This window comes from Fictibacillus enclensis (genome assembly GCF_030123385.1).
Classification (GTDB): Bacteria; Bacillota; Bacilli; order Bacillales; family Fictibacillaceae; genus Fictibacillus_C; species Fictibacillus_C enclensis.
The window spans coordinates 1-14,435 of the sequence record NZ_CP126109.1; the positions used below are offsets into that span (position 1 = coordinate 1).

A 14,435-nucleotide genomic window follows, 5' to 3' on the forward strand; every position below is an offset into this window, starting at 1 on the left:
GTGGAAAATATTAATGACCTATGGAACAAAGCATTGGCTGCCATGGAAAAAAAGGTCAGCAAACCCAGCTTTGAGACATGGTTAAAGTCCACAGCGGCGCACGCACTGCAAAATGATACGCTCATCATTACAGCACCGAACGAGTTTGCCCGTGACTGGCTGGAATCCCGTTATTCCACCTTGATTTCCGAAACTCTTCATGATGTGACAGGGGCTGCGCTGGATGTCAAATTCATTATTCCTCAAAATCAGATGGAAGAAGAAGTTGACTTTGAAAAAGTATTGAAAAAAACGCAAAAAGTGAACGTGGAGCAGCAGGAGGAAGTTGCCCAGAGCATGATGAACCCAAAGTATACCTTTGACCGGTTCGTTATCGGATCGGGCAACCGGTTTGCCCATGCGGCATCTCTGGCTGTAGCAGAAGCACCGGCCAAAGCATACAATCCGCTCTTTATTTACGGAGGAGTCGGCCTGGGAAAGACCCACTTGATGCATGCGATCGGCCATTATGTGGTTGACCATAAGCCGAATGCAAAGGTGGCTTATCTGTCATCTGAAAAGTTCACTAATGAATTCATTAACTCGATTCGTGACAATAAAACAGTCGAATTTAGAAATAAATTCAGAAGTGTCGACATTCTTCTTATCGATGATATTCAATTCCTTGCCGGAAAAGAACAAACTCAAGAAGAATTTTTCCATACGTTTAACGCGCTTCACGAAGAAAGCAAGCAAATCGTCATTTCAAGTGACCGCCCTCCCAAGGAGATCCCGACGCTTGAGGACAGGCTTCGTTCCCGCTTCGAATGGGGATTGATCACGGACATCACTCCGCCTGATCTTGAAACAAGGATCGCCATACTGCGCAAGAAGGCGAAAGCGGAAGGTCTGGATATACCGAATGAAGTGATGCTGTACATCGCCAATCAAATTGATACCAATATTCGTGAGCTGGAGGGGGCTTTGATTCGTGTAGTTGCCTACTCTTCACTCATCAACCAGGATATGAATGCAGATCTTGCAGCCGAGGCACTTAAGGATATTATTCCCTCCTCCAAGCCGCGCATGATTACCATTCACCACATCCAAGAGATTGTCGGGCGGCATTATAACATCAAGCTTGAAGATTTTACGGCGAAAAAGAGAACAAAATCGGTTGCTTTTCCCCGCCAGATTGCCATGTATCTTGCAAGGGAACTAACCGACAATTCTTTGCCCAAAATTGGAGAAGAATTTGGAGGAAGAGACCATACGACCGTGCTTCATGCTCATGAAAAAATTTCGAAACTAATGGTTTCTGACCAGCAGCTGCAAAAAAGTATTAAAGAAATCCACGATCAGTTAAAATCGTAATACTGGTCCATATGTCTTTTTGCTGGGGATTTTGTGAATAACTTGTTCACTCTTATGCACAGCCTGTCCACATGTGGATAGGCTGTCTTTCCTTGCATTTCACATACTTATCCACAGATTCACAGGCCCTACTATTACTACGACTGTTTTTTATTTAAAAAAATTAATAATATAACCGAATTCCAATAAGAAAATTGTTCAGGGGGATGATCATGAAATTTCAGATTAACCGAAGCCAGCTAATTGAAGGTGTACAGGATGTAATGAAGGCTGTATCTTCAAGAACGACGATACCGATTTTGACGGGTATAAAAATGGTGGTTCACAGTGAAGGGATGACACTGACCGGAAGTGACTCCGATATTTCCATCGAACGCCTGATTCCAATGGAAGAGAATGGGGAAGTCAATCTTGAGGTCCAAAAACCAGGAAGCATTGTTCTTCAGGCAAGGTATTTTTCCGAAATCGTAAAAAAAATGCCGAATGATACCGTGGAAGTTGAAGTGGGAGAGCGTTTTGAAACAAAACTCCGCTCCGGAGCTTCCGAATTCAGCCTTGTTGGTCTGGATCCAGAAGAATATCCCCGCCTTCCGCAGATTGAAGAACAAAACGTGTTCAGTATCCAGGGAGATCTGCTTCGCCAAATTATCAGACAAACTGTCTTTGCGGTGTCCACGTCAGAAACACGTCCTATATTAACCGGTGTGAACATTAATCTTGAAGACAATGTTCTCAGCTGTGTAGCGACAGACAGCCACCGACTTGCACAGAGGACCGCAAGAATTGAAAGCAATACAGAAGGGCTTTCGTTCCAAAACGTAGTGATTCCAGGAAAAAGCTTAAATGAATTGTCCAAAATTGTTGAGGAATCTGCAGAGCTCGTGCAAATCGTTGTTACAGACAATCAGGTTTTATTTAAAACAAAAAATACGTTATTCTTTTCAAGACTGCTTGACGGAAATTATCCGGATACAAGCAAATTGCTTCCAAGTGAAAGCAAAACGACGTTAGGTTTATCGACAAAAGATTTTCTTCAGGCAATTGACCGGGCGTCTCTGCTAGCCCGTGAAGGACGAAACAATGTGGTGAAACTTGCCACGATCGATAACCAGACCGTTGAAATTTCATCCAATTCTCCGGAAATCGGTAAAGTGTACGAACATGTCGTCACGGAATCCATGGAGGGTGAAGAGCTAAAAATTTCCTTCAATGCGAAATATATGATTGATGCATTAAAAGCGATGGACTGTTCAGAGATTCAGGTTCTGTTCACAGGAGCCATGAGGCCTTTCCTCATTACCCCGGTGGACAACGAAATCGTCAAACAACTGATCCTGCCTGTCCGAACATATTAAAATTTAAGTAAGACAACGATAAAAAAGCTGCTGGTTCTCCGGCAGCTTTTATGCCTTTCATAAAGGGTTGAAAATAGAGAATACTAGTCTGAAAAGGAGTGTTATGATGGAGAACGTGCAAATAACGACTGAATACATTACTCTGCAGCAGCTGCTCAAACATGTAGATGCCATCTCAAGCGGGGGAATGGTAAAATGGTATTTAGAAGAAAATGAAGTGCTGGTTAATGGTGAGCGGGAAAACCGCCGGGGAAGAAAGCTTTACGAGGGAGATAAAGTTTCTGTTCCCGAATTGGGCGAGATCACTGTTTCCAGATAAATGGGGGTATCCCGTTGTATATTGAACAATTGGACATAAGAAATTACAGAAACTATTCATCCCAGCATCTTGATTTCGAAAACAAGGTCAATGTGTTTTTGGGTGAGAATGCTCAGGGGAAAACAAATGTGATGGAAGCCATCTACGTTCTGGCCATGGCAAAGTCCCATAGAACTCCCCGCGATAAAGAATTAATCTATTGGGACGAAGAATATGCTAAAATAGAAGGACGGGTTCAAAAAAGGACCGGACCATTCAGTTTAAGCCTGGTTGTTTCACAAAAAGGCAAGAAAGCAAAAGTCAATGGACTGGAACAGCGGAGATTGACTGACTATATAGGGGCGTTAAATGTCGTCATGTTTGCACCTGAGGATTTGAATCTTGTCAAAGGGAGTCCCCAGGTGCGACGTCGTTTTATTGATATGGAGATCGGGCAGGTTAATCCGGTCTATCTTCATTATTTATCGCAATATCAAAAGGTTCTTGCCCAGCGCAATTCTCTTTTGCGGGACATGCAGCGCAGCCGTTCCAAAGAAAATACGGTCATGCTTGATATTTTGACAGAACAAATGATACAGGCGGCGGCACGGGTAACGGAAAAGCGAGTGAGTTACATGAAACTCCTCCAAAGCTGGGCCGACCCCATACACCACGGCATCTCCAGAGGGCTGGAACGCCTTGAAGTGATATATAAACCGACTGTAGAGGTATGTGAAGAGCAAGAATTGTCGAAAATGATAGAAGCATATGAAGAAAAGTTTGTTAAAATAAAAGACAGAGAAATAGAACGCGGCACCTCTTTGTTCGGCCCGCACCGCGATGATCTGCTTTTTCATGTGAATGGGAAAGATGTACAGACGTTCGGTTCACAGGGCCAGCAGAGGACCACGGCGCTGTCGATCAAATTAGCAGAGATTGATCTTATTCATTCAGAAGTCGGAGAGTACCCGCTGCTCCTGCTGGATGATGTGTTGTCAGAACTTGATGACTACCGGCAATCTCATTTGCTGAATACCATACAAGGCAAAGTACAGACCTTTGTTACCACAACAAGCGTGGAAGGCATACACCATGAAACGCTTGATAAGGCAGCAACGTACCATGTTGAACAAGGTGCGATTGAACGGATAAGGTGAGGTGGACTATGTTATTGCATATTGGCGAAGAAGCGGTTATTCAGCAAAAGGAAATTGTGGCGATTCTGGATTACCGTGCGCTTGAAAGCTCGGAATTAATGAGTGCCTTTTTAAGACAGCATAAAGAAAAGAAAAGCATGGTGAACTTATGCCATACCAATCATCATCCCAAATCTGTCATCATTACAAAAGAACATGTCTATATCTCCCCTCTATCCTCAATCACGTTAAAAAAGCGGGCAGGAGAACGGATTGATTTTGCCCATAGCTGGTACGTCAAGTAAGACAGGCAATCGTTTAAAATTGTTCCCGAAACCGAAATGTAGGTGAAGAAAAAAATGAGTACTGATCAAGAATTAGAACAGCATTATGATGAAAGTGATATTCAGGTATTAGAAGGACTGGAAGCTGTCCGCAAACGCCCGGGTATGTATATTGGCTCCACCAATGTGAGAGGACTGCACCATCTCGTATGGGAAATTGTCGACAACTCCATTGATGAAGCGCTTGCCGGATACTGTGATGAGATTACAGTAACGATCGAAAAAGACAACAGCATCACCGTAACCGATAACGGACGCGGAATCCCGGTCGGAATCCATGAAAAAATGGGACGTCCGGCTGTGGAGGTCATCATGACGGTTCTTCATGCCGGCGGTAAATTCGGCGGCGGAGGCTATAAAGTATCCGGTGGTCTGCACGGGGTAGGTGCATCGGTTGTTAACGCGCTGTCCAGTGAAATGGAAGTTACCATTTACCGTGACGGAAAGATTCACTATCAGAAATATCACAGGGGAATTCCTACTGCTGACCTTAAAGTGATCGGCGAAACGGAAGACAGGGGTACAAGAACTCATTTTGTGCCGGATACAGAAATTTTCACAGAAACCATTGAATATGATTTTGAGACTCTGTCCCAGCGGATCAGAGAATTGGCCTATCTCAACCGTGGCATTAAAATTGTCGCCATCGACAAACGTGAAGAAGAACCTGTGGTACAGGAATATCACTATGAAGGCGGAATTAAATCCTACGTTGAACATATCAACCGCTCGCGTGAAGCGATTCATGAGCCGATTTTTATTGAAGGTGAAAAAGAAGGCATTTCTCTTGAAATTGCCTTGCAGTATAACGACAGCTATACAAGCAATATTTACTCGTTTGCCAACAATATTAATACACATGAGGGCGGTACGCATGAATCCGGATTTAAAACGGCCCTGACCCGTGTAATTAACGATTATGGCCGACGTAATAATATTTTTAAAGACAGTGATACGAACCTTTCCGGTGATGATGTACGTGAAGGCTTGACGGCGATCATCTCCATCAAGCATCCGGATCCGCAGTTTGAAGGACAAACGAAAACAAAGCTTGGCAACTCTGAAGCAAGAACGATCACCGAATCACTGTTTTCCGAACAGTTTTCCACCTTTATGCTTGAGAACCCTGATGTGGCACGAAAAGTAGTGGAAAAAGGGATGATGGCGCTCCGTGCCCGCGTGGCTGCGAAAAAAGCGCGTGAGTTAACCCGAAGAAAAAGCGCACTGGAGGTTTCTTCTCTTCCAGGAAAGCTTGCCGATTGCTCATCCAAGGATGCCAGCATCTCCGAGCTGTACATCGTTGAGGGTGACTCAGCGGGCGGATCGGCCAAACAGGGGCGTGACCGTCACTTCCAGGCCATTTTGCCATTGCGCGGTAAAATCATTAACGTGGAAAAAGCGCGTCTTGATAAAATTCTCTCAAACAACGAGATCCGTGCCATCATTACAGCACTTGGCACCGGGATTGGAGAGGACTTTGACATTACCAAAGCCCGCTATCATAAAGTCATCATCATGACGGATGCCGATGTCGACGGCGCGCACATTCGTACACTGCTTCTGACGTTCTTCTATCGTTACATGCGGCCGATCGTTGAAAACGGCTATGTCTATATTGCCCAGCCGCCATTATACAAAGTGCAGCAGGGAAAACGGATTGAATATGCTTATAATGATAAAGAAATGGAAAGAATTATGGGTGAGCTTCCTCAGAATCCGAAACCTGGCGTTCAACGTTATAAAGGTCTTGGAGAAATGAACCCTACACAGTTATGGGAAACCACAATGGATCCGACTACGCGGACATTGCTGCAGGTTGAACTGAAAGATGCAATTGAAGCGGATCAAACCTTTGATATTCTGATGGGAGATAAGGTTGAACCCCGCCGCGATTTCATTCAGGAAAACGCCCATTATGTAAAAAACTTGGATATTTAACATCAGTGGAAACAGGGGACATCCCTGTTTCTCTTACCGTTTTTATAGATCTTTATTTAAGTAAAAAGTAAATGGAACATGCAGTAAATGGAGGTTAGAATCAATGTCTGAAGCAGATCAATCCCGGGTGAAGGAAATAAATATCAGCTCGGAAATGCGTACTTCTTTTATGGATTATGCGATGAGTGTTATTGTCAGCCGTGCTCTTCCGGATGTCCGGGATGGCCTGAAGCCTGTTCACCGGCGTATTCTTTATGCCATGAACGACTTGGGCATGACCGCAGATAAAGCATACAAGAAGTCAGCGCGTATCGTCGGAGAAGTAATCGGTAAGTATCACCCGCACGGCGACTCTGCCGTGTATGAAACCATGGTCCGTATGGCACAGGATTTCAACTACCGCCACATGCTTGTTGATGGACATGGTAACTTTGGATCCGTTGACGGTGATGCCGCAGCGGCCATGCGTTATACCGAAGCCAGAATGTCCAAGATTGCCATGGAAATTGTCCGTGACATCAATAAAGACACCATTGATTACAAAGATAACTATGACGGCTCGGAAAGAGAACCCGTTGTTATGCCTTCCCGTTTTCCGAACCTGCTTGTTAACGGTACATCGGGAATCGCGGTGGGTATGGCAACGAACATTCCTCCTCATCACCTTGGAGAAGTCATTGACGGTGTGCTTGAACTTAGCCAAAATCCTGACATCTCAATTCCTGAGCTTATGGAATTTATTCCTGGTCCGGATTTCCCGACAGCAGGTGAGATCCTTGGTCGTGAAGGAATCAGAAAGGCCTACCAGACAGGAAGGGGTTCCATCATTATCCGTGCCAAAGCGGAAATTGAAGAACAATCCAATGGCAAAAACTTCATTATTGTCAGCGAACTTCCTTATCAGGTCAACAAAGCCCGATTGGTAGAAAAAATTGCTGAATTGGTAAGAGACAAAAAAGTCGATGGCATTACTGATCTTCGTGACGAATCCGACCGTAACGGGATGAGAATTGTTATTGAAGTCCGCCGCGACGCCAATGCCAATGTGCTGTTGAATAACCTGTACAAGCATACGGCACTGCAAACAAGCTTCGGAATTAACATGCTTGCCCTTGTCGATGGGCAGCCGAAGGTCCTTAATTTAAAGGAATGTCTGCATTATTATTTGAAACATCAGCAGGTTATTATTCGCAGAAGAACCGAATTTGAGCTTCGCAAGGCTGAAGCCAGGGCACACATCCTCGAAGGTTTGCGCATTGCGCTTGATCATCTGGATGAAGTCATTGCGTTGATTCGCGGATCAAGAACAACAGACATTGCACGTGACGGTTTGATGGAAAGGTTTGGTCTAAGCCTTGAACAGGCCCAGGCAATCCTGGAAATGCGCTTGCAGCGTCTGACCGGTCTGGAACGCGATAAAATTGAAAATGAATATAAAGAGCTTGTTGCTTTAATTACCGAACTCCGCGCGATTCTGGCGGACGAGGAAAAAATCCTTGAAATCATCCGTGAAGAACTCACCGAAGTTAAAGAGCGTTTTGCGGATGAGCGCCGAACCAATATTACGGTTGGCTTTGATATGATCGAGGATGAAGATTTAATTCCAAGAACAAACGTAGTTATTACCCTGACCAACAATGGCTATATCAAACGACTTCCGATCTCCACGTACCGCTCACAGCGGCGGGGAGGAAGAGGCATCCAGGGTATGGGCACAGGGGATGAAGATTTCGTGGAACACCTGTTCACCACGAATTCCCATAACACGATCTTGTTCTTTACCAACAAAGGGAAGGTATATCGTCTAAAAGGATACGAAATCCCTGAGATGAGCAGAACTGCAAAAGGAATTCCAATTATCAATATGCTTCAGGTTGAACGCGGAGAAACGATTTCTGCTGTTATTCCGGTGGAAGAATTTGAAGATACCTGGTATCTCAACTTCATGACACGACACGGGATTACCAAGCGTTCACCGCTTTCTCAATTTGCCAATATCCGCAAAGGCGGTTTGTTTGCCATTACCTTGCGTGACGAGGATGAATTGATGGGCGTCAAACTGACCGATGGCAACAAAGAAATCATTGTCGGAACAAGCAAAGGTATGGCGATCCGTTATAAAGAGGATGATGTGCGGTCCATGGGCCGTACAGCTGCAGGTGTAAAAGCCGTCACTCTTGGCAAAGACGATTATGTTGTCGGTATGGAAGTACTTGATGAAGGGCATGAGGTCCTGATTGTTACGGAAAATGGCTTCGGCAAACGTACGCCGATGGAAGAATACCGACTGCAGTCCCGTGGCGGTAAAGGGATTAAAACATGCAATATTACCGAAAGAAATGGCGATATCACTGCCCTTAAAACCGTTACAAGCGATCAGGATCTGATGATCATTACGGCAGACGGCATTCTTATCCGTATGAATGTGGAAGGCATCTCCTCAATGGGCCGAAACACACAAGGTGTGAAGCTGATCTCCATGCAGGAAGGCAATCACGTGGCCACGGTAGCAGTCGTTGAAAAAGAAGAAGAAATGGATGAAGCCATTGATGAGGCCATCGAAGAAACAATGGAACCCGGCGCTGATGAACAAGAAGTAAAAGTGGAAACAAATGAAACTGAAGTACATGACGAAGACAGCGATACCGATCCTGAAGAATAAGCAATACAGTAAAAAGGCTGTTAAAAGTGAATCCACTTCTAACAGCCTTTTTTTCTTTGATTCATTTCTTTTCAGTAGAAATACATTTTTTATAAAAAACACTTGCAATGTATATAATAAGATGGTATATTTATTTAGCTTCTTGTTAAGCCTGTTCGGCAGGCAAATCTCTGAAAAAACTTTTTAGAGAAAATGGTTGACTTGATAGATGCTAATATGGTATTCTAATAAAGTCGCCAAAACGAGCGGCGCAAACAAAATGTTCTTTGAAAACCAAACAAAAGCCAGAGTAAGTCAGGGATTTTACAATCCCATCAATTTCTTATTTTTAAACATTAAGAGCTATATCAAACACTTTATTGGAGAGTTTGATCCTGGCTCAGGATGAACGCTGGCGGCGTGCCTAATACATGCAAGTCGAGCGAATGACGAGGAGCTTGCTCCTCTGATTTAGCGGCGGACGGGTGAGTAACACGTGGGTAACCTGCCTGTAAGACGGGGATAACTCCGGGAAACCGGAGCTAATACCGGATGATAACGAGAAGCGCCTGCTTCTTTTTTGAAAGTCGGTTTCGGCTGACGCTTACAGATGGGCCCGCGGCGCATTAGCTAGTTGGTGAGGTAACGGCTCACCAAGGCGACGATGCGTAGCCGACCTGAGAGGGTGATCGGCCACACTGGGACTGAGACACGGCCCAGACTCCTACGGGAGGCAGCAGTAGGGAATCTTCGGCAATGGACGAAAGTCTGACCGAGCAACGCCGCGTGAGCGATGAAGGCCTTCGGGTCGTAAAGCTCTGTTGTCAGAGAAGAACAAGTACCGGAGTAACTGCCGGTACCTTGACGGTACCTGACCAGAAAGCCACGGCTAACTACGTGCCAGCAGCCGCGGTAATACGTAGGTGGCAAGCGTTATCCGGAATTATTGGGCGTAAAGCGCGCGCAGGCGGTCTTTTAAGTCTGATGTGAAAGCCCACGGCTCAACCGTGGAGGGTCATTGGAAACTGGGAGACTTGAGTGCAGGAGAGAAAAGTGGAATTCCACGTGTAGCGGTGAAATGCGTAGAGATGTGGAGGAACACCAGTGGCGAAGGCGGCTTTTTGGCCTGTAACTGACGCTGAGGCGCGAAAGCGTGGGGAGCAAACAGGATTAGATACCCTGGTAGTCCACGCCGTAAACGATGAGTGCTAGGTGTTGGGGGGTTCCACCCTCAGTGCTGACGTTAACACATTAAGCACTCCGCCTGGGGAGTACGGCCGCAAGGCTGAAACTCAAAGGAATTGACGGGGGCCCGCACAAGCAGTGGAGCATGTGGTTTAATTCGAAGCAACGCGAAGAACCTTACCAGGTCTTGACATCCTCTGACCACTTGAGAGATCAAGCTTTCCCCTTCGGGGGACAGAGTGACAGGTGGTGCATGGTTGTCGTCAGCTCGTGTCGTGAGATGTTGGGTTAAGTCCCGCAACGAGCGCAACCCTTGACCTTAGTTGCCAGCATTCAGTTGGGCACTCTAAGGTGACTGCCGGTGACAAACCGGAGGAAGGTGGGGATGACGTCAAATCATCATGCCCCTTATGACCTGGGCTACACACGTGCTACAATGGGTGGTACAAAGGGTTGCGAAGCCGCGAGGCCGAGCCAATCCCAAAAAGCCACTCTCAGTTCGGATTGTAGGCTGCAACTCGCCTACATGAAGCCGGAATTGCTAGTAATCGCGGATCAGCATGCCGCGGTGAATACGTTCCCGGGCCTTGTACACACCGCCCGTCACACCACGAGAGTTTGTAACACCCGAAGTCGGTGGGGTAACCTTTTGGAGCCAGCCGCCGAAGGTGGGACAGATGATTGGGGTGAAGTCGTAACAAGGTAGCCGTATCGGAAGGTGCGGCTGGATCACCTCCTTTCTATGGAGACATGAGCACTCAGGTGCCTCATGAATCTTACTCTGAGCTTTTGTTTGGTTTTGAAAGAACATCGTTTCTTTCAATTCATAATAAGGTTACACATTTGTTGTGGCCATGTTCCTTGAAAACTAGATAACGAAACATCCAAACAAGCCAACTAATTCATTAGTTGTGCGCTGATTTAGTACTATTTTTAACGATCTTACGATCGTGTTAAAGGTTAAGCTAGAAAGGGCGCACGGTGGATGCCTTGGCACTAGGAGCCGAAGAAGGACGGGACGAACACCGATATGCCTCGGGGAGCTGTAAGTAAGCATTGATCCGGGGATTTCCGAATGGGGGAACCCACCATCCGTAATGGGATGGTATCCATATCTGAATACATAGGATATGAGAAGGCAGACCCGGGGAACTGAAACATCTAAGTACCCGGAGGAAGAGAAAGCAAATGCGATTTCCTGAGTAGCGGCGAGCGAAACGGAAACAGCCCAAACCAGAGGGCTTGCCCTCTGGGGTTGTAGGACACTCTACATGGAGTTACAAAGGAACGGGGTAGATGAAGCGGTCTGGAAAGGCCGGCCAAAGAAGGTAACAGCCCTGTAGTTGAAACTTCGTTCCCTCCTGAGTGGATCCTGAGTACGGCGGGACACGTGAAACCCCGTCGGAATCCGGGAGGACCATCTCCCAAGGCTAAATACTCCCTAGTGACCGATAGTGAACCAGTACCGTGAGGGAAAGGTGAAAAGCACCCCGGAAGGGGAGTGAAAGAGATCCTGAAACCGTGTGCCTACAAGTAGTTGGAGCCCATTAACGGGTGACAGCGTGCCTTTTGTAGAATGAACCGGCGAGTTACGATAACGTGCAAGGTTAAGCCGAGAAGGCGGAGCCGCAGCGAAAGCGAGTCTGAATAGGGCGCCATAGTACGTTGTCGTAGACCCGAAACCGTGTGATCTACCCATGTCCAGGGTGAAGTTCAGGTAACACTGAATGGAGGCCCGAACCCACGCACGTTGAAAAGTGCGGGGATGAGGTGTGGGTAGGGGTGAAATGCCAATCGAACACGGAGATAGCTGGTTCTCCCCGAAATAGCTTTAGGGCTAGCCTCGCGGCTAGAGTCCTGGAGGTAGAGCACTGATTGGACTAGGGGCCCCCACAGGGTTACCGAATTCAGTCAAACTCCGAATGCCAGAGACTTATCCGCGGGAGTCAGACTGCGAGTGATAAGATCCGTAGTCAAGAGGGAAACAGCCCAGACCATCAGCTAAGGTCCCAAAGTATACGTTAAGTGGGAAAGGATGTGGAGTTGCCCAGACAACCAGGATGTTGGCTTAGAAGCAGCCACCATTTAAAGAGTGCGTAATAGCTCACTGGTCGAGTGACTCTGCGCCGAAAATGTACCGGGGCTAAACGTATCACCGAAGCTATGGATTGTACCGTCAGGTACAGTGGTAGGGGAGCGTTCGAAGTGCGGTGAAGTCAGACCGGAAGGACTGGTGGAGCGCTTTGAAGTGAGAATGCCGGTATGAGTAGCGAAAGACAAGTGAGAATCTTGTCCATCGAAAGCCTAAGGTTTCCTGAGGAAGGCTCGTCCGCTCAGGGTTAGTCGGGACCTAAGCCGAGGCCGAAAGGCGTAGGCGATGGCCAACAGGTTGAAATTCCTGTACCACCTCCTTTCCGTTTGAACGACGGGGGGACGCAGGAAGGTAGGGAGAGCGCGCGAATGGAAATGCGCGTCTAAGCAGTTAGGCTGATTGTGAGGCAAATCCCGCAATCGTGAAGGCTGAGCTGTGACGGCGAGGGAAATTACAGTACCGAAGTCCCTGATCCTACACTGCCAAGAAAAGCCTCTAGTGAGGAAAGAGGTGCCCGTACCGCAAACCGACACAGGTAGGCGAGGAGAGAATCCTAAGATGATCGGGAGAACTCTCGTTAAGGAACTCGGCAAAATGACCCCGTAACTTCGGGAGAAGGGGTGCTCTGGTAGGGTTTATCGCCCGAGAGAGCCGCAGTGAATAGATCCAAGCGACTGTTTAGCAAAAACACAGGTCTCTGCGAAGCCGCAAGGCGAAGTATAGGGGCTGACACCTGCCCGGTGCTGGAAGGTTAAGAGGAGGGGTTATCCCTTAGGGGAGAAGCTCTGAATTGAAGCCCCAGTAAACGGCGGCCGTAACTATAACGGTCCTAAGGTAGCGAAATTCCTTGTCGGGTAAGTTCCGACCCGCACGAAAGGTGTAACGATTTGGATACTGTCTCAACGAGAGACCCGGTGAAATTATAGTACCTGTGAAGATGCAGGTTACCCGCGACAGGACGGAAAGACCCCATGGAGCTTTACTGCAGCTTGATATTGGATTTTGGTACAGTTTGTACAGGATAGGTAGGAGCCTGAGAAGTCGGAGCGCCAGCTTCGATGGAGGCGTCGGTGGGATACTACCCTGACTGTATTGAAATTCTAACCTGGAACCGTGATCCGGTTCGGAGACAGTGTCAGGTGGGCAGTTTGACTGGGGCGGTCGCCTCCTAAATCGTAACGGAGGCGCCCAAAGGTTCCCTCAGAATGGTTGGAAATCATTCGCAGAGTGTAAAGGCACAAGGGAGCTTGACTGCGAGACCTACAAGTCGAGCAGGGACGAAAGTCGGGCTTAGTGATCCGGTGGTTCCGCATGGAAGGGCCATCGCTCAACGGATAAAAGCTACCCTGGGGATAACAGGCTTATCTCCCCCAAGAGTCCACATCGACGGGGAGGTTTGGCACCTCGATGTCGGCTCATCGCATCCTGGGGCTGAAGTAGGTCCCAAGGGTTGGGCTGTTCGCCCATTAAAGCGGTACGCGAGCTGGGTTCAGAACGTCGTGAGACAGTTCGGTCCCTATCCGTCGCGGGCGCAGGAAATTTGAGAGGAGCTGTCCTTAGTACGAGAGGACCGGGATGGACACACCGCTGGTGTACCAGTTGTTCCGCCAGGGGCATAGCTGGGTAGCTACGTGTGGACGGGATAAGTGCTGAAAGCATCTAAGCATGAAGCCCCCCTCAAGATGAGATTTCCCATCACGTCAAGTGAGTAAGACCCCTTAGAGATGATGAGGTTGATAGGTCTGGTGTGGAAGCGTGGTGACACGTGGAGCTGACAGATACTAATCGGTCGAGGGCTTATCCTTAAAAACAAAAGCGGAATGAACCGCTTATATCCGACAAGCGTTGGAGACCCTGACAAGAACACGGTTTTGGTGTTCGTCGGAAGGGACGAAACGACCTCGAGGATATGGTTCATGAAGCTGGACGTTATCAGTAAGTTTGGATGAAGTTATCTAGTTTTGAGGGAATATGCCTCAAAAACAAAAGGTTTGTCAGCGACAAGAGATTCGAGGAAGCAAAACGACGACTCTCCGGAGTGTACTTACCGTACATGAGGAAGAGGAGGAGTGAAGCTGACGAAGAAAATCGCC

General features: G+C 47.3%; 7 protein-coding genes and 2 rRNA genes. All 9 read left to right on the plus strand.

The genetic code is table 11. From position 1 onward, the window contains the following. The 9 genes from dnaA (at position 1) to QNH15_RS00045 (ending at position 14,147) form a co-directional block, all read left to right on the plus strand. Complete coding sequence (dnaA, locus tag QNH15_RS00005) at positions 1-1,353, plus strand: chromosomal replication initiator protein DnaA (protein ID WP_283891741.1); 1,353 nt, start codon at positions 1-3, stop codon at positions 1,351-1,353. A 212-nt stretch (positions 1,354-1,565) separates the two neighbouring features. Further along, entirely contained in the window at positions 1,566-2,708 is a 1,143-nt protein-coding gene (dnaN, locus tag QNH15_RS00010; RefSeq protein WP_283891743.1) for a DNA polymerase III subunit beta, read from the plus strand. A gap of 106 nt (positions 2,709-2,814) precedes the next feature. Beyond that, positions 2,815-3,027 carry a S4 domain-containing protein YaaA gene (gene yaaA / locus QNH15_RS00015; RefSeq protein WP_129478625.1) on the plus strand — a complete coding sequence of 71 codons (213 nt, stop codon included), beginning with the start codon at positions 2,815-2,817 and terminating at the stop codon, positions 3,025-3,027. Between the two features lie 14 nt (positions 3,028-3,041). Then, entirely contained in the window at positions 3,042-4,163 is a 1,122-nt protein-coding gene (gene recF, locus QNH15_RS00020) for a DNA replication/repair protein RecF (RefSeq protein ID WP_283891744.1), read from the plus strand. A gap of 8 nt (positions 4,164-4,171) precedes the next feature. Further along, on the plus strand, positions 4,172-4,447 hold the full coding sequence (gene remB / locus QNH15_RS00025) for an extracellular matrix regulator RemB (RefSeq protein WP_090239904.1): 276 nt from the start codon (positions 4,172-4,174) through the stop codon (positions 4,445-4,447). A gap of 54 nt (positions 4,448-4,501) precedes the next feature. After that, positions 4,502-6,424, plus strand: coding sequence for a DNA topoisomerase (ATP-hydrolyzing) subunit B (gene gyrB / locus QNH15_RS00030; protein WP_283891745.1), 1,923 nt, complete (start codon positions 4,502-4,504; stop codon positions 6,422-6,424). A 103-nt stretch (positions 6,425-6,527) separates the two neighbouring features. Continuing rightward, positions 6,528-9,086 (plus strand): DNA gyrase subunit A, encoded by a 2,559-nt coding sequence (gene gyrA / locus QNH15_RS00035; RefSeq protein WP_283891746.1) that lies wholly within the window; start codon positions 6,528-6,530, stop codon positions 9,084-9,086. A gap of 356 nt (positions 9,087-9,442) precedes the next feature. Further along, positions 9,443-10,990 (plus strand): 16S ribosomal RNA (locus QNH15_RS00040). Between the two features lie 218 nt (positions 10,991-11,208). Continuing rightward, positions 11,209-14,147 (plus strand): 23S ribosomal RNA (locus QNH15_RS00045). Together the 16S and 23S rRNA genes form the textbook arrangement of a ribosomal RNA operon. Positions 14,148-14,435 lie beyond the last annotated feature (288 nt).